Origin of the sequence: Paraperibacillus esterisolvens (assembly GCF_046237625.1) — a bacterium.
GTDB classification, from domain to species: Bacteria; Bacillota; Bacilli; order Bacillales; family DSM-1321; genus Paraperibacillus; species Paraperibacillus esterisolvens.
This window is the reverse complement of record NZ_CP143545.1, coordinates 29,800-50,128: the sequence shown is the minus strand read 5'-3', so window position 1 is coordinate 50,128 and position 20,329 is coordinate 29,800. Positions and strand designations below refer to the sequence as shown.

Here is a 20,329-nt window from a genome sequence, read left to right as displayed (position 1 = left end):
TCAATACTTTTCCGCTCGATTTTGATGTTCATCCAGTTTCTTAATCAAAAGATCTTATTTTGACTGAGAGGGAAGCCTCGGGACAGCGTCAATCGCCCCTTACTCGCCAAAGCTGGTCCTTTACTATCCGAATCGCCCATTTTACTATCCATACCTCAAGCTTTACTATCTGCACTGGTTCATTTACCCTCCGTTCCCCCGCTGGGATGGAATCTCGGGCTGGTATTCACCTCTCAAAGGATGATTTTATGAGCGGCTCCGCCATTTTAGCATATTAAGGCACAGCAAAGCCCGGTGAAAAACGCCATGTTTTTCTTTCCGGGCTATGGATATGAGACTTAAGAGACAGCCCCTTATTCTTCTTGTACCGGCTTATATGGCAATCCGGTACGCAGTACTCCCTTTGTTTCAATGCCGCCAAGGCCCTTTTCCCCTGTGAGTGTATTTCTCAATACCTCCCAGACATTGATTCTGTCCATGAAAGGCGTGAAGCTGATTTTAGCAACGATATAGACGGGGTCCAAAGCATGGATATTTACTCTTGAAGGGGAGCTGGCGAAGTTGGCGCCCGCCCCGATTAATGACTCAAAATGGGATTGGCACGCTCCTGCAAATATTACCAGCTGGTCGAGGTGGGGAATTTTCTTACGGGCTTCCCTTACCGTTTCTCCAAAGTGCCTGGAATGTCTGTAGGCATTTATATCCTGGAATTTCCCCTTCGATTTTGAATATGAATCATGTCCGGTTATCACCAGTATATCAGGGCGGTATAGTTCCAGGAGTGGAACAATTTTATTAGGCATTTCTTTTTCATTGCAATACAGCCCAAATACGGGTATGCGCAGTTTTTCGTAAAGTTCGAGGCATTTCTTCAGATAGGCTGGGTCTCCATCGAGGTGCAGGACCCTGCCGGGCATCTGGAAGTATCCTCCTGTGTGGCGGTACTCATTCGTAGCTGTATACTCCCGCTTCATCCTCAGCAGCTCATAATCCTGGGAAAATAACTGATAGGACTTTTCCAGGAGAGCTTCATTTTTCTGCCTCTGCAAATCTTGTTCCCTCTGCCCCATCAAGACAAGATCGCTCATGGGTGCATCTGCAATCAGCCGGAAATCCTCTCCATATAAAACAGCCTGAAGCAATCCGCTGCTGTCTTCTTTAAAATCTATAACGCGGAACATAATATCGCAATTAAAGGATTTCCGTCCTACAATTTGATTGATTTCTATATTCATACTCCTCACCCCATGGTTAGGAGGGCTGGCCTGTTATCACCGCACCTGCAGCCACTCATTTACCTAATTCTCCTTCTTGATAGGCTATGCAGAAGCGGGGAAGATGTGAGCGAATTACACAGGTTGAACCAATGCATCGAGAGAGTGTTCCCCATAAAAACCAACACTCGCAGCCCATGTATGGGAAGGAGCTACAAGAAAGCAGGCAAAGATAATTTGGGAGTGGAGCAAGGCGAAATGCCAGCAGGATAAATAATGTCCGCACATTAATGCGGGTAGATGCAGATCCGCACCTTTTTCCAAAGAAAAAAGACCTGCACCTTGCAGGCCGTCTCAATTAATTAAAATGCTGAAGCAGTTTCTCGCTAAGGAGGGCAAACTCCTGAATGGACAATGTTTCGCCCCTTCTGGTAGGATCTATCCCGGCTTCTGACAGGGCGTTGAGGATTAAATCCTTCTTTTCCTTTCCAGCATCAAGACCGCTGACCAGGTTATTCAGGATCGTTTTACGCCGCTGGGCAAAGCTTGTTCTTGTTATGGTGAAAAAGAACTCCTCATTGCTGACCTGTACAGCCGGCTCTTTTCTCATGGTTAGGCGGATTACCGCCGAATCTACATTAGGCTGCGGCACAAATACCGTCTTAGGAACAATGAGAACCGTCTCAGCTTCTGTATAGTACTGGATAGCGATTGACAGTGAACCATATTCCTTAGTGCCCGGCTTAGCCGAAATACGATCAGCCACCTCTTTCTGGAGCATGACAACAATGCCCCGGATCGGGAGCCTGTCTTCAAGGATTTTCATAATGATCGGAGTAGTAACATAGTAGGGCAGATTTGCCACAACCATTAAATCAGCGGCAGGCTTAAACTTTTCCTCGATTACTGTACCGAGGTCTGCCTTTAATACATCCTGATGTATGATTTCTACATTTTCATATGGCTCCAGAGTTTCTCCCAGGATAGGAAGCAGCCTTTGGTCAATTTCAAAAGCAAGCACCTTTTTGCTGTTCCTTGCCAGCTGTTCGGTGAGCGCTCCTATGCCGGGACCGATTTCAATAGCTCCGCTCTCTTCGGTAAGTTCAGCGAAGTCCACAATCCGCTTCAATATATTTGTATCGATCAGAAAGTTCTGTCCAAGGCTCTTTTTAAATGAAAATCCGTGCTTTTCCAGTATAGCCTTGGTTCTAATCGGTGTGGCAATGTCTTTATTCATGGTTTTCCTCCTGTTCCATGCGCTGTAAAGCCCCTAAAAAAGCATCCCTTGAAATTCTGAACATTTGCAGCCTTTTTTGCAGCTGCTTTCCATTTGTATATCCAATCTTCAGGATGCTTCCGATACGCTCTCTCCGCTCTTTTGCTCCTGCGCCTCCCATCAAACCGGCATTCAATAAATCCTGCTGGCTTATTTCCGCCACGTGCTCTACGTTCGTCTGATAAGCGTCCTTCAATGCCGCCCTGATTGCCTCCGGACTAGCATGCTCCACACCAATTCCCCTGCCGTTTCTCGGCCTGGCCTCTGCCTTTTCGAGGAAAGCGTGCTTACATCCAGGCACCTGCTCTGTAATAGTATGCCTGATTTTCTCTCCTGGAAAATCAGGATCAGTGAATATTATGACTCCGCGGGTGGATTGTGCAAGCCGTATCCGTTCTATCACTGATTCATCTACGGCCGATCCATTCGTTTCGATAGTGTCTGCTTCTACCGCACGTTTAACCGCAACAGTATCGTCCTTGCCTTCAACCACTATGATTTCTTGTATCTTCATTTTTCCTCCATTTGACTGAAACCTTAAGAGATGTACAATCGTCTATATAAATGATGCCGGAAACACGGCCTCTTGTTTCTCAGGCTGCTTAACCAGAACATGAATGTATGATAAAGCGATGAACTTTTATTGTTATACTCGTCCAACTTGCTGGTTATTATGAATTTCAGCCGAATGCTCTGTAATAGCTTTTAATTTACTGGATTGAAAAGCACCGGTCTTCGCTTTAGGTCCTGCCAGCTCCGTCCTGCCTTCCTTGGTCATATGTCAATCGCCGGCTAAAGGCAAGGAACGCCTTTTGCCGCCGCCTGCCTTATGCCTCTCGGAAGGCTGCTTTTCTGCATCATCTTGTCATTTATTTAAAAACTGTACTGCATGGTGCATTTAATATTTTCTTATCTGAAAAGCACCGGTCTTCGCTTTAGGTATTATATCAAAAAAAACAGAGGCTTTGGGCCTCTGCGGGATTTTAGTTAAGTATTCTTATTTTGATTTTGCGCACTCCCCATTTGTAGGCGTCTGCTGTTGACGGGAAGAATACATCAATTTTATACCCTTTGATCGCTCCGCCTTTATCGGCGGCGACTGCATATCCATAGCCTTCGACATACACTTTTGAACCAAGGGGGATGACACTTGGGTCAACAGCGATGACTTTGCTGTTTGGATTGCTTTTTAAATTAATACCTGTAGATGTGAAACCGGAGCAGCCGCTGCAGCTGGCTGTGTAAGCAGTGGAATTTACATAAATCTCCCTGCCGCCGGAAGGCCCTTGTTCCTGGCGGCCCCTAGAGGCCTGGGCCGTTAATATTTTCGTACCTACAGCTACTATTTTATTTCTTTTTTGTTTGACAGTCTTCTGGGTGACGAGCTTACGGGATTTCTCTTTCCCGTTTTCGCGGATAACCTCATACTGCCTGGATATTAATCCTTTCCTGCCTTCAGTTAAGATCTTTTCTGTGCCGCGCCTTAAGCTTGCGTCTTTCTTAGTGACTACAGCAAAATTCACTGGTTCTTCCACCACATCGGTGACTTTTTCCACTCTCACAACTTTTACCATTTTTCCTGGTTTAATATGCTCATTCAATCCTGGTTCAATCCGGTCTAAATCATTGAGTTTTATGTTCTGTTGCTCTAAAAAGTCAGCGACCGTAGTCGAAGTTGACCAAACCTCGCTTTTTTTGCCTGCAACAACTATGGCTACAGGGAATGCTTTTTGTACATTCACCACTATGCCGTTAATGATTGCGCTATTAAGCGATGGGCTAATCTTGTCTTTACTGTTTACTTTTATATTTTCCTGCTTAAGGATATCCCGCACGGTCCGGCCTGTGGTCCATACGGTTTTTTTATGGCCATCCTGGATGATATCCGCTTTTTTTGCCGATTGTATGGTTATTTTTAAATTTTCCTCGACCCTCGTATCAGCCTTCGGATATACAGAGTCTTCTGCGTGAACAGTTATCTCCAAATCTTTCAACATCTCGTTAATGGTTGCCGCGTGCGTCTTGACTACCTTTCTTTTGCCATCAAGTGTGACAGCGACGGTCTTCTTGGTACTGTTATATATGATTCCGATAGAAGCTGCAGCTACGAAAAGGGCCGCTGCGATGATGATGGTCTGCTTGTTTGTAAAAGACTTGGAAAACAGGTTTTTCATATTCCTGATCTCGATGAAAAACTCCTCCCTTCCTATTCGTTGATTTTTATAAGGTGATACTCAAACTGTCAAACATGGCTGTTTGAAGGCAACTTCATTATGACTACTCTTATTCAAAAAGAAAAGTATGACTTATCGACACATTCAGCTTATGAGGGCAGCTAGACTTGTAGAACTTTTTGTTATTGAGTTCTTTCTGGACAAACCTCGGTATAAACTGACAAGTTTTGATGTCAATTTATGCTGAATAATTTCTGTGCATTCCGGAAAGTTGCCTCAGCTACCTCTTCATAAGAAATGCCCTTTATCTCGGCAATCTGCTCTGCTACCAGCTTCACATAGGCCGGCTCATTTCGCTTCCCGCGGTATGGATGCGGAGCAAGATACGGGCAGTCTGTTTCAATCAGCAGCATTTCAAGGGGGATGGCTTCTGCCACTTCTTTAGGCTTTTTAGCGTTCTTAAAGGTCACCGGCCCGCCCAGGGATATGTAAAAATTCATTTCCACACATTCTTTTGCCGTTTCAGGACTTCCGCTGAAGCAATGCATAATGCCGCCCACTTCACCGGCACCCTCTTCTTTTAAGATTTCTACAATATCAGCTGTCGCTTCCCTATTATGGATAATGATCGGCAGTTTCACTTTTTTTGCAAGGCGGATCTGTTTTCTAAAGACTTCCTTTTGGATATCCTTGGGTGATTTATCCCAGTGGTAATCAAGCCCCATCTCGCCGATTGCCACAACCTTCGGATCGCCGGCAAGCTCTTCAATCCACGCCAGGTCCTCGTCTGTCATGTCAATCGCATCCACAGGGTGCCAGCCCACGGCCGCATAAATAAACGGGTACTGTTCAGCCAGTTCCAGGGCACGGGTTATGGTTGGGCGGTCAAAGCCGACAACTACCATTCTTGATACTCCTGCTGTCTTTGCATTTTCTATTACTTGTTCCAGATCATCGCTGAATTGTTCTGCATTTAAATGAACATGTGTATCAAAGAGCATAGATCAATTCTTCCTTCCCTCGCATTTAGTTTATAGGATAACCAGCCAATCATGTGTCACATTTTTGTAACAAATCCATTACAATCTACCCATGAGATTTTGTCTTTATTCTACATATTTTATAGTTCATTTCCTAATGATTTGCATTTCCAGGGATTTTCTTTTATATAGTACGAAATGATTCTCTATTTTATGTTCCATCCGTCAACCCTTATATAATGGGCAAAATTAAAAGGAGTGTTTCACGTGAAACACTCCTTTTGTTATCTTAAAATAGAAATCATTTAACTTTGGCACCAATTTCAAGTTCTTCCCCAACAGTAGCGAGTGACAGAATGCCATCTTTTTCGCCCGCCAAAATCATTCCCTGCGACAATTCTCCGCGTAATGTAACAGGTTTTAAATTTGTCACACAGATTACTTTTCTCCCTGTTAATTCTTCAGGCTTATAGTGCTTGGCGATACCAGAGACCACCTGTCTTTTTTCATAGCCCAGGTCGAGCTGCAGCTTTAGCAGCTTATCCGCCTTTTTCACCGGCTCAGCGTGGATGACCCTCGCTACCCGCAGTTCAACCTTCATGAAATCATCGATTGTAATCTCTTCTGTTTCAGGGGCGGTGTCAGCCGGTTTGTCTTCCTCTGCTTTAGGAGAGTCCCCCTGCATCTGGTTACGGATATATTCAATTTCTTCCTTAAGGTCAAGCCTTGGGAAAATGGGCTCTCCTTTTGCCACTTTGGTTCCTTCCGGTATAATACCAAAGCTCTCCAGGCTTTCCCACGATTGCAGGCCTTCTTCTAAGGCATTCAGCTGTGCAAAGATCTTTTGCGGCGTTTTGGTTAAGAACGGCTGCAATAGCACGGCTGACCTTCTGAGTGATTCTGCCAAGTGCGCCATCACGCCAGCCAATTCCCCACGTTTTGCCTCATCCTTTGCAAGCGTCCAGGGAGCTGTTTCATCAATATATTTATTAGTGCGGCTGATAAGCTGCCACACAGTTGAAAGAGCAACTGAAAACTCCATTTTTTCCATGGCAGTTTCATACTTTTCTACCGCAGCCTGATTCATTTCAAGCAGCTGCTTGTCAAATTCACCAGGCGAACCTGTATAAGCCGGTATGACGCCATCAAAATATTTATCAATCATGGCCACAGTCCTGTTCAATAGGTTACCAAGATCATTGGCCAAATCAAAATTGATTCTCTCAACAAAGCCTTCAGGAGTGAAAACACCGTCAGAGCCGAATGGTACTTCCCTCAGCAGATAATAACGCAGTGCATCCAAGCCATAGCGGTCGATGAGGGTCACAGGATCGACAACATTGCCTTTTGATTTGGACATTTTTCCGTCTTTCATTAATAGCCAGCCGTGTGCAAAAACCTTCTTAGGCAGCGGCAGGTCAAGCGCCATAAGCATGATTGGCCAATAAATGGTATGGAACCTGACAATTTCCTTGCCGACCAGATGCACATCAGCCGGCCAGTATTTCAAGTATTTTGAATCATTCTCCGTACCATATCCAAGTGCCGTAATATAGTTGGATAACGCATCAATCCAGACATAGATGACATGCTTGGCGTCACCAGGAACCTTGATGCCCCAGTCGAAGGTAGTGCGTGATACGGCCAGATCTTCCAGTCCTGGTTTGATGAAGTTATTGATCATCTCATTTTTTCGGGATTCAGGCTGAATGAAGTCAGGGTTTTCTTCATAATATTTCATGAGCCTGTCTACATACTTGCTCATTTTAAAGAAATAAGATTCTTCCTTAACCTTTTCCACCGGACGGCCGCAATCTGGGCAATTACCGTTTTCTACCTGCCGATCGGTAAAGAAGGATTCACATGGAGTACAATACCAGCCCTCGTACTGATCCAGGTAGATGTCCCCTTGATCAAGAAGCTGCTGAAAAATTTTTTCTACAACCGCCTTATGGCGGTCCTCCGTTGTACGGATAAAATCATCATATGAAATATCAAGCTTTTGCCACAGATCTTTTATACCTGACACAATCTCATCTACATACGCCTGGGGTGTTATGCCTTTTTCTTCAGCTTTTCTTTGTATTTTCTGTCCATGCTCATCTGTTCCGGTAAGATACATGACATCATAGCCCCGCAGCCGTTTATATCGGGCCATTGCATCTCCTGCAACTGTTGTATAGGCATGGCCTATATGTAGATTACCGCTTGGGTAATAAATGGGTGTAGTCAGATAAAATGTATTCAAATTATCTCTCATTTCCTTACCTCCAATAAAGAGTAATATAGCAATATTTAATTCATAAAGGGTCTTTTCCTATTATGACATGTTAGTATCTATTTGGAATAGTAAATAGTGCTGAACGCACGGTTTTAGGGTGAATTTACAAACCCTCCTGGCAGGGTATATCCGAAATAAGTCTAGCCTTTTCTCATATATAAATATACCTCTTCATAGGATTGGTTCCTCTGTATTTACTCCCTCCTTGTTATATTGCAGCTGGTGGAAAGAATTTACAGACTCATTCTTTTCCTTTTAGCTGGTTTCGTAAATGTTTTGGATGCTGAACAAGGATCGATCTCCGCTGCAGGCACTCTAACTGCGCGGGGTGGGCGCTGAGCCTCTCGGCTTTAAACTGCGGGGTCTCACCTGTCCCGCTTAATATGACAAATACATTATTTTTTCATAGTACTTTTTACCTTCCATCACTCGCTAAAATTTCATAGCTTAGGTCTTTATTTGACATTTTCCATCTTAAAATGTCGAATTTATTGTCGAATATTGTCGTAAATAGTAGTATTTTCATCCCAATTTACTATATTACAAAAATATTAAATTCTACTTTACCATGTTTCCTAATTGAACTTTCTTTTGTATAATGATAACTAATCCTTGATACATCAGGGTTTCTTGTTTCTGTTACATTTCCTTTTTTTGTTAACAGGAAATAAATTGACGTATTTGGGAATGTCTGGTACTATTAAAGGGTAATAAGAAATTTGTCGAATTATGACGAATACATAAATAGAGATAATCGAGTATAAATTTAGGGAAAAGAAGGAGTAATGAACATGAAATCTACAGGAATTGTTCGTAAGGTTGATGAATTAGGAAGGGTCGTTATCCCGATTGAGCTTAGACGCACACTTGGAATAGCAGAGAAAGATGCACTTGAAATTTACGTGGACGAAGAAAAGATCATCTTGAAGAAATACAAGCCAAACATGACTTGTCAGGTGACCGGTGAAGTTTCTGACCGCAATCTGTCATTGGTCGGCGGCAAGCTTGTATTAAGTCCTGAAGGTGCAGAGCAATTACTAAAAGAAATTCAGGACAGCCTGAGTCCTGCCAAATAAAATAGATAAAAAGGCCTGTACGCGGTATTAACCGTAAACAGGCTTTTTTTGTTTTTTCAAAGGATATTTTCGCATATACTTTGGCTGCTAGACATAAAGGTTGGCACTCTGCCTGCAAACAGCTTTTCTAAAAGGTTTTATTATTCCTTAATATGAAATTCGTTATAAACATCCCGCTTTTGCAGATTTCTATCTTTAGCTGCCTGTTTAATGGCTTCCTTGGATGTCATATCTTTATTATTGATATAAAAAGTAACATGCTCGGTTATAGTCAGCGGTTCCCACCAGTCCGGAGGTTCTTCTTCAGTGTGTTGATTTCCCTCGATGATCACACAGAATTCTCCCCTAACCTCCCCGCTTTCTGCCCAGACAAGTGCCTCTTCTATCGTTCCCCTTATAAATTCTTCATACTTCTTTGTCAGCTCCCGGCATAATACAATATTCCTGTTCCCAAGTATGGAGAGCATGGCTTGCAGTGTATCGCGCAGCCGATGCGGCGATTCATAAAGAATAAATGTTGCCTTTAATTTTCTGAGCTCCTCCAGTTCATTTTTACGCGTTTTGGCCGAGCGGTTAAGGAATCCGTAGAAATAAAAGGGCTGGGGGATTAGGCCGGAAGCAACCAGTGCGGTCAACGCCGCATTCGCACCCGGAAGGGGAATAACGGTCAGCCTTTCATGCAGGGCTGTTTCTACAAGATCAAACCCTGGATCAGAGATGATGGGCATGCCTGCATCACTTACCAGCGCAATTACCTTGCCCTCTTTGACCTTTTCAAGCAGCATGGGGCCGCTTTTTTCTTTATTATGCTCATGATAGCTTGTGATGGGAGTATCAATTTCAAAGTAATTACAAAGTTTCTTCGTGTTTCTCGTATCCTCGGCTGCTATCAAATCGGCTTCCTTCATGATTCTGATTGCCCTGAAGCTCATATCTTCCAGGTTTCCAATGGGAGTAGGCACAAGGTACAAGGCGCCTTCCAGGCCTTCTTTATCAAAACTTTTCTGCTGCCAGATCAAAACCTGCCGCCCCCTCTCTTATAAATGTTTCTTTCTTTAGACGGCTTAGCTGCTTGAATCGATATTCAAGCTTCAAGGCATCGCTCTTTTCCTCAAACTCCTGGCTGAAAATCAGCCTGACTGGTCCGCGGCCTCTGGTATATTTTGCTCCCTTGCCGTCATTATGGGCTTTAATCCTTTTTTCCAAAGCGTTCGTATATCCCGCATAAAAACTTCCATCCCGACACTGGAGCACATAAAAAAAATGCTTACTTGTCTCCATATAATATCCTTTTTACTTCTTCAGTATATTCACCATTGCTCCCATAAACAAATAATGGAGGGAGGATCTTCAAATCGGGGCTGCCATCCTTAATCCCTTCTATTAGAAGGGTATTCGCCTCTTTCCCGCCTTTTGGGTAGACGAACTGCAGCCGTTTGGGCTCAAGCCTGTACTTCCGCATCAGTTCAACGATATCGAGAAGGCGTCCAGGCCTATGGACAAATGCCGCCCTTCCGCCCTGTTTCAGTAACTGGCTGCTGACTCTCACCGCATCCTCAAGCGTACAGTGAATTTCATGTCTGGCAATGGCAAAATGCTCATTCTTATTGATTTCTTCCTGTGAAGGAGTAGGGAAATAGGGAGGATTGCACGTTACAGCATCATAGCGGGAAAAACCGATCTCTTTTGGGATTTCCCGGATATCGCCATGTATCATCTGGATGGTAGATGGCAGGGAGTTATACTCTATGCTCCTTACGGCCATATCATACAGCCGCTCCTGGATTTCAATTCCAATGATATTCCCCTTTGTCCTCGTGCTTAGAAGCAGGGGAATTACACCATTTCCAGAGCATAAATCCACAATGTTTCCCCTATGAAAGGGCACTCTGATGAATTTAGCCAAAAGCACCGCATCTAATGAAAAAGAAAAAACTGAGGGGCTCTGGATGATCCGCAGGTCTTCAGCAAGCAGATAGTCCAGCCGCTCATCTCCTTTTAATTTAAACATACACGATAATCCTCCTGATTTTTTTGCAATTTTCTTAAGGCAATTCTGCAGCCTTATAAAAAAAAGCCTGGCCTTCTCTTTTCGAAAGCCAGACCCTGAAACTATTTTTTATTAAGAAAGGACAGGCAAAACAGGCAATCTCCATCTTTTCGGGGGCTGCCAAAATGAAGGTTGCAGATATGGAAGCCTTCCTGATAGAGGCGGGCAAGATTATCATATCCTTCTCCTACATCGAGCATTTTTTCGCCCTTCGACCGCGCGGAAGGTTTTTTCTTTACTGAATTCTTTTCTTTAACATCCGTTGTTTTGGCTCTATGGTCTAAATGGCGGCGCAGGTGGTCATTTTCCAGTTTCAATGAGTTGTTTTCCTCGAGGATCTCCGCCAAATGAAGCTTTAATTCACCAAGCTGTTTATATAAATGACCAATCTGCTCCTCCATGCTGCTCACAGAATCAAAAATCTCTTTCTTGTCCACGCACTCACCACCTTAATAATCTGTGGCTTGTATAGAAACGGCTCCCTCTTTTAGAATTTCATCTAAAGTATATTCTAATACTCTTTTTTCTTGTTCGATTAATTCAATTTGAAGTACGCGTTCTAGAATATTGAGCCCTACTACCTTGCCCTTGCCATTTGGTGTCTTGATCATCTCCCCGATATCAGGAAGCTGTTCTTTCGCCGATTCATACTCATCGTTCTCATATTTCAGGCAGCACATAAGCCGTCCGCACAAACCTGAAATCTTGGTCGGATTAAGGGATAAATTCTGGTCCTTCGCCATCTTAATGGAAACCGGCTCGAAGTCCCCAAGGAATGTCGAGCAGCACAGCATCCTTCCGCATGGACCAATCCCGCCTAGCATTTTGGCTTCATCCCTTACACCAATCTGCCGCAGCTCGATCCTTGTTCTGAAGATGGATGCCAGGTCTTTCACCAATTCCCTGAAATCGACTCGGCCATCTGCCGTAAAGTAAAAGATTACTTTGTTCCGGTCAAAGGTATATTCTACATCCACCAGCTTCATATCAAGCTGATGCTCCTCAACTTTGGAACAACAGGTTCCATATGCCTCCTGGGCGGCTGCTTTGTTTTCTTCGACTATCATGCGGTCTTTTGTGTCCGCAATGCGCAGCACCTTTTTAAGGGGCAGGACCACGTCTTTTTCCCCTACTTGTTTCTTCGCTGTGACCACCTTGCCAAATTCAACACCGCGCACAGTCTCTACAATTACAAATTCGTCCTTTGGTATATCAAGCTCACCAGGATCAAAATAATATATTTTACCCGCTTTTTTAAAGCGGACGCCTACTACATCAAACAATTGAGGATCCCTCCTGCAAATTCAACACCAGCTGTTCCATCATTAACTGGGTATTTGTATTGGACATTAATCTCTTCTTGGCCTCGAGGATGGCTGACATCTGTTCTGCCAGCCGTTTAGGTGATATATGCAGCGCATCCTGTTCAAGCATCGATTCTAAATTCTTGAAAACCAGGAGATTGCGCTTGTCCAATTGAACATGTAACAAATCTTTATAAATCAGGAACAATAAGTCTAATCCTCTATCTATCTGATCTTTCTCTTTAAAGTGAGCAAACCATTCTTCCTGAAGATAAATAAGTGCCTTTAGAGGATTGGTTCTTAACACTTCATATAATTTTACCATTAATTTTTGGGCTTGTGCAAACCAATCATCAGAATTCATGGCAAGGCCCTCTTCCAAATTTTGGGTAACCCTTGAGATAATGGCTGCATTCTGTTGATTTACACCATGATTCAGGAGAGATTCTTTGAATAAATCCGGGGATAAGGGTTTGAATGATACCACCTGGCATCGTGAAAGGATGGTAGGCAGGATTCTTTGGATCTGCTCTGTCACAAGTATAGCTGTTGTATTTTTATGCGGTTCTTCCAGAAATTTCAAGAGGCTGTTGGCTGCCTGTGCCGTCATTTTATCGGCATGGAGCAGGGTGTAGACCTTTTGGCTGGATTCCACAGCCTTTTTTGAAAATTCCCCTTGAAGGGCCTGAATCTGCTCTTTTTTTATTGATAGCCCGTCAGGCTCCACAACATGTACATCAGGATGGTTCCCGCTCTCGATCCTTCTGCAGGAAAGGCAGGCATCACATGGAAAGACACCATCTTCCAGCTGTTCACAAAACAGGCTCTTGGCAAGCAGGAGGCTTGCATCCTTCTTCCCTGTGCCCCTCCCGCCTTCAAATAAATAGGCGTGGGCCACACGGTTTTTAACACGGCTGTTCTTCAGCATCTTATATACATGGGGCTGAATCTGTTGAAGCTCACTCCACTTGCCGATCATGCAGCATCACTCGCTTAAGGTTAGGTATATAAATTGATAAGCAGTCCTTTAATTTCTCCGATTCTGCCTAATATATCAATGGAACTCTTTTCTTTATCCATCACTTCTTCAGTTAATTCGACCAGGAGCTGATCGATCGTTTCCACCGTCTTTAAAGTCCGGCTCTGGCCATAGGCATCCCAGCTGTTTGACTGGCTCAGCTCCATCCCGAAATCGACAGCCTCTCGTACAAACCGCTTCACCAGGTTCTTGAAGCGTGCCAGGTCCTTAAAATTCCGCGACCGCTGCAGCCTTCCGCCAGAACCTTCAATTTCAGAAAACAGCTTATTCAATGCTTCCAACTGAAGCTTTTGATCCTGCTTTTGAATCATATCACCAAACTTTTTGGTTCCGCTCAGACTGTTCCTCTGTTCGGGCCTCAGTTTGTCCAATTTTACATGTATATCTTGGTTGATTTTAATGGTAATCCCTCCTTGCCAGTCTTCCTTTTCAGCTTGCAGCCGGTCTAAACCAGCTGCCTTTGACAGCCTTCACAGGTAAAAGCTATTCTTTCGAAAGGATGAGTATCAGAAGGAACGAGCGGCCGATCAAGAAGATTCCGCCTGTTATTAAAACTGGCGGAAATGCTCGACAGGCAGTACAAAGACAGTGGCCCCCCCTACCTCCACCTCTACAGGGTAAGGTACATAAGAATCTGCATTTCCCCCCATTGGGGACACAGGTGCTACAAGCTGCTCCCTGGACTGGCAGTTTTCTTTAATGATCTCGAGTGCCTTATCGACGCGGATGTCATCGGTTCCGATCATGAATGTTGTATTTCCTGATTTAAGGAAGCCTCCGGTCGTGGCAAGCTTGGTTGCACGGAAATTGTGATCCACCAATGCATTAAGCAGACGGTTGCTGTCTTTATCCTGAATTACTGCAATAATCATCTTCATCTTAAAATCACCCTTTTTATTTGATTATACCCATTTTGCTGAATATGTGAATTTCTTTTATAATTTTGTGTGCCGATTAACGATGCCATACAGCTTTTCCTTTGTTTGTCTGAAAACATCATCGAGCTCCCGTTCTGCCTCGATGATTTGAAAACGCTCCGGGTCCTGGCTGATGATCTTCATATAGCCCTCCCTTACCTTTTTATGAAACTCCAGGCTTTCACTGTCAAGGCGGTTTATTTCACGGCCATTATTGGAATTAATCCTTTCAAGCCCGGCCCTTGGATTTATATTGAAATAAAAGGTAGCATGAGGCCAGATGCCTTCAATGGCAAATTCATTAATAGATCGGACTTCTTCAATCCCCAGCCCGCGTGCATAGCCCTGATATGCAAGGGAACTGTCAATAAAACGGTCACACAATACAATATACCCGTTTTTCAGTGCCGGAAAGACTTTTTCAGCTAAATGCTGCCGCCTCGCTGCGGCGTAGAGCAATGCTTCGGTCCTGGGATCCATTTCAGTATTGTCTGTATCCAGGATGACTTTCCTGATCTGCTCAGCAATCGGAATCCCGCCGGGCTCACGGGTAAGAAGGACTTTTTTGCCGGAAGACTCCAGATCTTCTCCAAGCATTTTGAGAATGGTCGTCTTACCCGCACCCTCTGGCCCCTCGAATGTTACAAAAATTCCTTGTTTCATATATTAAATCCTCCAAATAGATGTTATGCCAATTTGTTGAAAACAGCAATTTTATTTTCCGAAAGACCCTCTCCGCCATGGAATCTTGCACCGAGCCTCATGTAATGCTCCAAGACGGTAAGGATTTCCTGTGTGATCCGCTCTCCCTTAAGAAGCAATGGAATGCCCGGAGGATACGGTATGATGGATTCTCCAGCAATCTGTCCGGTGCTTTCCCATAATTCATGCTGAACAATTTCGTGCTTCTCCATTTCCTGAAATGAAAGCTCGAGTCTGCTGATTGTTTCCGGCAGGTGGATGTCCTTCATGTCAGGCATAACCCCTTCTGGTTCCATATCTTCCAGACTTCTTGCAATACCGCCAATGACCCTGCCGGATTCCCTCCTGATCGCTTCAGCATCCAGAGGGAGAATGAATAATACATTCCGGGGATCAGCCAGCTCAGGATATATATTCTGACCTTCAAAGGCTTGCTGCAGCTTATATCCTGAAACCCCGGCGTTTGAACTCAAAGTGATCTTTAACGGATCCAGATTGGGTCCTTCCATCACTGATATCCCTTCAATTGACCGCAAATCCGACCTGAAACGCCCGACTGCCTCAGACAGATTCCTTATCCTTTCCACTGTAAAATCAGCGAGGTAGCGGCGTGCCAGGTCAAGGGAGGCCATAATCGGATAAGAGGGGGAACTTGACTGAAAGAGCTGCAGGTAAAAGCGCAGTTTCTCTTTTTCTACCCTATGGCTGTTTAAATGCAGAAAAGATCCCATAGTCATCGCTGGAAGGGTTTTATGCGCTGATTGAACCACAATATCTGCTCCGGCAGATACAGCCCCCTCCGGGAAAGGGGCACCTAATGTAAAATGGGCACCATGGGCTTCATCTGCCAGTACCAGCATCCCGTGAGAGTGGCAAAACGATACCAGCTGACTGAGATCCAGACCAGTGCCATAATAGGTAGGGCAGGTTATAATCACAGCCTTTGGTGAAGGGTGAACCCTTAATGCTTCCCTGATTCCTTCCTGTGTTATGCCCCCTCCTATCCCCCAGCCTTCAACAAGCTCAGGTGTAATGAAAACCGGCTTGACACGGGCAAGCATCAAGCCATGTAATATGGATTTATGGCAATTCCTCTGCACAAAGACCACATCGCCTTCCTCACAGGCAGCCATGATCATGGCAAGGTTTCCGGAAGTTGTCCCATTGACTAAAAAGAAGCTATGCAGGGAGCCATATAATTCTCTGAGAAGCCCTTCAGACTCCCTAATGGCTCCTTCAGGTGCATGCAGATCATCGAGTCCAGTGATTTCTGTCACATCAATTGGAAGCACTGACTGAAACAGATCATATCCCTCTTCGGGAAAAACACGGCCATTTTTATGGCCAGGCACATGCATGGAAATTCGATTTTCATAAGTATGCCGGCGCAGCGCCTCCACTATTGGAAGCTTTTCTTGGTTTCGCAAAACATAATCATCCTTTTTAATATGTATCCTCATTTTATCAGAGTTCTCATAAACTATGTTACTGCAGCCCCTGAATATTAAAATTCCCTGCTCAGCCGACCTGAGCAGGGAGAACCTGGTATTATGAGAAGATTTCTGGCTTCGCAGCCTTCTTAAGCTGCCCTATGATAAAAGTATATTTAGGATCAGCTGTATCAGTTGCCGTAATATCCCTTTCACACTCAAAACATATAAAAGACGTATAAAGATGTATGCCTTTCAGGCTCTTCTGCTCACAAATCACACATGTTTCCCCTGCTAAACGTTTTGCTTGAGACTCCACATCTCCACCTCCATATCCCTATTCTGTCCGAAAAAACACTGTTGTATACAATTTTTCGAATTGTTTCCATCCGGGATACTGGCCCATTCTGTTTTATTCTATGAACCTGCAATCCTGTCTGTGTATGTCTTCCATAAAGATTTTTAAATCGTGCGGCAAGGATGGGCAGGAGCGAAGGAATTTAATCTAAAACTGAATGAAAGAGGGGCTATTATACACTTCAGAAAAAGGAGCTTCCATGGATGGGATTTTGTTTTCATGGTTTCAGGCATACAAAAAAGACCAGCTAAAAAGCTGGTCTTTCTTTGATCTGCCCGGCAGCGTCCTACTCTCACAGGGGGAGATCCCCCAACTACCATCGGCGCTAAAGAGCTTAACTTCCGTGTTCGGGATGGGAACGGGTGTGGCCTCTTTGCCATAACTGCCAGACAGATATGAAGTAACTTTCGTTCCTTCAAAACTAGATAACAAAGGCTGATCTGCAATTTACGTTTTCGAGTATAAACAAGATAGGTTAAGTCCTCGATCGATTAGTATCTGTCAGCTCCACGTGTCGCCACGCTTCCACCTCAGACCTATCTACCTGATCATCTTTCAGGGATCTTACTAGCTTGACGCTATGGGAAATCTCATCTTGAGGGGGGCTTCATGCTTAGATGCTTTCAGCACTTATCCCGTCCGCACATAGCTACCCAGCGATGCCTTTGGCAAGACAACTGGTACACCAGCGGTGCGTCCATCCCGGTCCTCTCGTACTAAGGACAGCTCCTCTCAAATTTCCTGCGCCCACGACGGATAGGGACCGAACTGTCTCACGACGTTCTGAACCCAGCTCGCGTACCGCTTTAATGGGCGAACAGCCCAACCCTTGGGACCGACTACAGCCCCAGGATGCGATGAGCCGACATCGAGGTGCCAAACCTCCCCGTCGATGTGGACTCTTGGGGGAGATAAGCCTGTTATCCCCGGGGTAGCTTTTATCCGTTGAGCGATGGCCCTTCCATGCGGAACCACCGGATCACTAAGCCCGACTTTCGTCCCTGCTCGACTTGTAGGTCTCGCAGTCAAGCTCCCTTGTGCCTTTACACTCTGCGAATGATTTCCAACCATTCTGAGGGAACCTTTGGGCGCCTCCGTTACTCTTTAGGAGGCGACCGCCCCAGTCAAACTGCCCGCCTGACACTGTCTCCCGCCCCGATAAGGGGCGCGGGTTAGAATTTCAATACAGCCAGGGTAGTATCCCACCGATGCCTCCACCGAAGCTGGCGCTCCGGCTTCAAAGGCTCCTACCTATCCTGTACAAGCTGTACCAAAATTCAATATCAGGCTGCAGTAAAGCTCCACGGGGTCTTTCCGTCCTGTCGCGGGTAACCTGCATCTTCACAGGTAGTATAATTTCACCGAGTCTCTCGTTGAGACAGTGCCCAGATCGTTACGCCTTTCGTGCGGGTCGGAACTTACCCGACAAGGAATTTCGCTACCTTAGGACCGTTATAGTTACGGCCGCCGTTTACTGGGGCTTCAGTTCAAAGCTTCGCTTGCGCTAACCTCTCCCCTTAACCTTCCAGCACCGGGCAGGCGTCAGCCCCTATACTTCGCCTTGCGGCTTCGCAGAGACCTGTGTTTTTGCTAAACAGTCGCCTGGGCCTATTCACTGCGGCTCATCCGGGCTATTCACCCAGATGAGCACCCCTTCTCCCGAAGTTACGGGGTCATTTTGCCGAGTTCCTTAACGAGAGTTCTCTCGCACACCTTAGGATTCTCTCCTCGCCTACCTGTGTCGGTTTGCGGTACGGGCACCCTTCATCTCGCTAGAGGCTTTTCTTGGCAGTGTGGAATCAGGAACTTCGGTACTAAATTTCCCTCGCCATCACAGCTCAGCTTATGTGAAAACGGGATTTGCCTCGTTTTCAGCCTAACTGCTTGGACGCGCTAATCCAACAGCGCGCTTACCCTATCCTACTGCGTCCCCCCATCGCTCAAACGATGAATAGGTGGTACAGGAATATCAACCTGTTGTCCATCGCCTACGCCTTTCGGCCTCGGCTTAGGTCCCGACTAACCCTGAGCGGACGAGCCTTCCTCAGGAAACCTTAGGCATTCGGTGGAAGGGATTCTCACCCTTCTTTCGCTACTCATACCGGCATTCTCACTTCTAAGCGCTCCACCAGTCCTTCCGGTCTGGCTTCTCAGCCCTTAGAACGCTCTCCTACCGCGGACACCCTAGGTGTCCACCCACAGCTTCGGTGATACGTTTAGCCCCGGTACATTTTCGGCGCAGAGTCACTCGACCAGTGAGCTATTACGCACTCTTTAAATGGTGGCTGCTTCTAAGCCAACATCCTGGTTGTCTAAGCAACTCCACATCCTTTTCCACTTAACGTATACTTTGGGACCTTAGCTGGTGGTCTGGGCTGTTTCCCTTTTGACTACGGATCTTATCACTCGCAGTCTGACTCCCAAGGAAAAGTCATTGGCATTCGGAGTTTGACTGAATTCGGTAACCCGAGATGGGCCCCTAGTCCAATCAGTGCTCTACCTCCAAGACTCTTAACACTTGAGGCTAGCCCTAAAGCTATTTCGGAGAGAACCAGCTATCTCCAGGTTCGATTGGAATTTCTCCGCTACCCACACCTCATCCCCGCACTTTTCAACGTGCGTGGGTTCGGGCCTCCATTCAGTGTTACCTGAACTTCACCCTGGACATGGGTAGATCACCTGGTTTCGGGTCTACGACCTCATACTCATTCGCCCTATTCAGACTCGCTTTCGCTGCGGCTCCGTCTCATCAACTTAACCTTGCATGAAATCGTAACTCGCCGGTTCATTCTACAAAAGGCACGCCATCACCCGTTTCCCAAAAGGGACATAGGGCTCTGACTACTTGTAGGCACACGGTTTCAGGATCTCTTTCACTCCCCTTCCGGGGTGCTTTTCACCTTTCCCTCACGGTACTGGTTCACTATCGGTCACTAGGTAGTATTTAGCCTTGGGAGATGGTCCTCCCTGCTTCCGACGGGATTTCACGTGTCCCGCCGTACTCAGGATCCACTCTGGAGGGAACGAAGTTTCGACTACAGGGTTGTTACCTTCTTCGACGGACCTTTCCATGTCTCTTCGTCTACCCCGTTCCTTTGTAACTCCGTATAGAGTGTCCTACAACCCCGAAAGGCAAGCCTTTCGGTTTGGGCTACATTCCGTTTCGCTCGCCGCTACTTGGGAAATCGCATTTGCTTTCTGTTCCTCCGGGTACTTAGATGTTTCAGTTCCCCGGGTCTGCCTCCATCACCCTATGAATTCAGGTGAAGGTACTGTTCCATTACGAACAGTGGGTTTCCCCATTCGGAAATCTCCGGATCAAAGCTTACTTACAGCTCCCCGAAGCATATCGGTGTTAGTCCCGTCCTTCATCGGCTCCTAGTGCCAAGGCATTCACCGTGCGCCCTTTCTAACTTAACCATAAATCCGGCTGACGATAAGCTTCGTTCTTCTTCGTCAGCTCACTCGTTCACATCCTCACGTACGTAAAGTACGCTCCGGTGTTCACTCGATCGCTTCCTCGAATAA

Annotated in this window: 18 protein-coding genes and 2 rRNA genes; 1 reads left to right on the top strand and 19 read right to left on the bottom strand. The window is 45.5% G+C overall.

Translation table 11 applies throughout. The features are described 5' to 3' along the window. Positions 1 to 353: 353 nt before the first annotated feature. From yabG to metG, 6 genes are all read right to left on the bottom strand, one after another. Positions 354 to 1,235, bottom strand: a complete 882-nt coding sequence (gene yabG, locus V1501_RS00250; RefSeq protein ID WP_409290921.1) for a sporulation peptidase YabG — start codon at positions 1,233 to 1,235, stop codon at positions 354 to 356. 337 nt (positions 1,236 to 1,572) lie between these two features. Next, a complete protein-coding gene (rsmA, locus tag V1501_RS00245) occupies positions 1,573 to 2,451 on the bottom strand; it encodes a 16S rRNA (adenine(1518)-N(6)/adenine(1519)-N(6))-dimethyltransferase RsmA (RefSeq protein ID WP_409290920.1) in 879 nt (292 codons plus the stop codon). Next, positions 2,444 to 3,004 (bottom strand): ribonuclease M5, encoded by a 561-nt coding sequence (gene rnmV, locus V1501_RS00240; RefSeq protein WP_409290919.1) that lies wholly within the window; start codon positions 3,002 to 3,004, stop codon positions 2,444 to 2,446. The genes rsmA and rnmV overlap by 8 nt, the downstream gene beginning before the upstream one ends. 469 nt (positions 3,005 to 3,473) lie before the next feature. Then, on the bottom strand, positions 3,474 to 4,664 hold the full coding sequence (locus tag V1501_RS00235; protein WP_409290918.1) for a ubiquitin-like domain-containing protein: 1,191 nt from the start codon (positions 4,662 to 4,664) through the stop codon (positions 3,474 to 3,476). Positions 4,665 to 4,897: 233 nt separating this feature from the next. Continuing rightward, positions 4,898 to 5,665: a TatD family hydrolase gene (locus tag V1501_RS00230; protein WP_409290917.1), complete on the bottom strand. Its 768-nt coding sequence runs from the start codon at positions 5,663 to 5,665 to the stop codon at positions 4,898 to 4,900. A 280-nt stretch (positions 5,666 to 5,945) separates the two neighbouring features. Next, a complete protein-coding gene (gene metG, locus V1501_RS00225; RefSeq protein ID WP_409290916.1) occupies positions 5,946 to 7,904 on the bottom strand; it encodes a methionine--tRNA ligase in 1,959 nt (652 codons plus the stop codon). An 806-nt stretch (positions 7,905 to 8,710) separates the two neighbouring features. Here metG and V1501_RS00220 point away from each other — a divergent pair. Continuing rightward, the gene (locus V1501_RS00220; RefSeq protein ID WP_409290915.1) at positions 8,711 to 9,001 is read left to right on the top strand and encodes an AbrB/MazE/SpoVT family DNA-binding domain-containing protein; all 291 of its coding nucleotides are present in this window, start codon (positions 8,711 to 8,713) and stop codon (positions 8,999 to 9,001) included. A gap of 140 nt (positions 9,002 to 9,141) precedes the next feature. On the opposite strand, the gene rsmI is transcribed toward V1501_RS00220, so the two are convergent. The 13 genes from rsmI to V1501_RS00155 form a co-directional block, all read right to left on the bottom strand. Then, positions 9,142 to 10,017, bottom strand: a complete 876-nt coding sequence (rsmI, locus tag V1501_RS00215; protein WP_409293188.1) for a 16S rRNA (cytidine(1402)-2'-O)-methyltransferase — start codon at positions 10,015 to 10,017, stop codon at positions 9,142 to 9,144. Next, positions 9,995 to 10,282, bottom strand: coding sequence for a GIY-YIG nuclease family protein (locus V1501_RS00210; protein WP_409290914.1), 288 nt, complete (start codon positions 10,280 to 10,282; stop codon positions 9,995 to 9,997). The genes rsmI and V1501_RS00210 overlap by 23 nt, the downstream gene beginning before the upstream one ends. Continuing rightward, positions 10,269 to 11,012: a tRNA1(Val) (adenine(37)-N6)-methyltransferase gene (locus tag V1501_RS00205; RefSeq protein WP_409290913.1), complete on the bottom strand. Its 744-nt coding sequence runs from the start codon at positions 11,010 to 11,012 to the stop codon at positions 10,269 to 10,271. The genes V1501_RS00210 and V1501_RS00205 overlap by 14 nt, the downstream gene beginning before the upstream one ends. Positions 11,013 to 11,113: 101 nt before the next feature. Beyond that, positions 11,114 to 11,488: a DNA replication initiation control protein YabA gene (gene yabA / locus V1501_RS00200; protein ID WP_409290912.1), complete on the bottom strand. Its 375-nt coding sequence runs from the start codon at positions 11,486 to 11,488 to the stop codon at positions 11,114 to 11,116. A 12-nt stretch (positions 11,489 to 11,500) separates the two neighbouring features. After that, a complete protein-coding gene (locus V1501_RS00195) occupies positions 11,501 to 12,334 on the bottom strand; it encodes a stage 0 sporulation family protein (RefSeq protein ID WP_409290911.1) in 834 nt (277 codons plus the stop codon). Next, the gene (gene holB, locus V1501_RS00190; protein ID WP_409290910.1) at positions 12,327 to 13,334 is read right to left on the bottom strand and encodes a DNA polymerase III subunit delta'; all 1,008 of its coding nucleotides are present in this window, start codon (positions 13,332 to 13,334) and stop codon (positions 12,327 to 12,329) included. Before holB ends, V1501_RS00195 begins: the two co-directional genes overlap by 8 nt. Before the next feature lie 20 nt (positions 13,335 to 13,354). Continuing rightward, complete coding sequence (locus V1501_RS00185) at positions 13,355 to 13,765, bottom strand: YaaR family protein (RefSeq protein WP_409290909.1); 411 nt, start codon at positions 13,763 to 13,765, stop codon at positions 13,355 to 13,357. Between the two features lie 177 nt (positions 13,766 to 13,942). Further along, positions 13,943 to 14,272, bottom strand: coding sequence for a cyclic-di-AMP receptor (locus V1501_RS00180; protein WP_409290908.1), 330 nt, complete (start codon positions 14,270 to 14,272; stop codon positions 13,943 to 13,945). A gap of 57 nt (positions 14,273 to 14,329) precedes the next feature. Then, positions 14,330 to 14,974: a dTMP kinase gene (gene tmk / locus V1501_RS00175; protein ID WP_409290907.1), complete on the bottom strand. Its 645-nt coding sequence runs from the start codon at positions 14,972 to 14,974 to the stop codon at positions 14,330 to 14,332. A 23-nt stretch (positions 14,975 to 14,997) separates the two neighbouring features. After that, positions 14,998 to 16,440, bottom strand: a complete 1,443-nt coding sequence (locus tag V1501_RS00170; RefSeq protein WP_409290906.1) for an aminotransferase class I/II-fold pyridoxal phosphate-dependent enzyme — start codon at positions 16,438 to 16,440, stop codon at positions 14,998 to 15,000. A 121-nt stretch (positions 16,441 to 16,561) separates the two neighbouring features. After that, the gene (locus V1501_RS00165; RefSeq protein ID WP_409293186.1) at positions 16,562 to 16,723 is read right to left on the bottom strand and encodes a sigma factor G inhibitor Gin; all 162 of its coding nucleotides are present in this window, start codon (positions 16,721 to 16,723) and stop codon (positions 16,562 to 16,564) included. A gap of 351 nt (positions 16,724 to 17,074) precedes the next feature. Then, positions 17,075 to 17,191: ribosomal RNA gene (gene rrf, locus V1501_RS00160) — 5S ribosomal RNA — on the bottom strand. A gap of 81 nt (positions 17,192 to 17,272) precedes the next feature. Beyond that, a 23S ribosomal RNA gene (locus V1501_RS00155) occupies positions 17,273 to 20,221 on the bottom strand. Positions 20,222 to 20,329 lie beyond the last annotated feature (108 nt).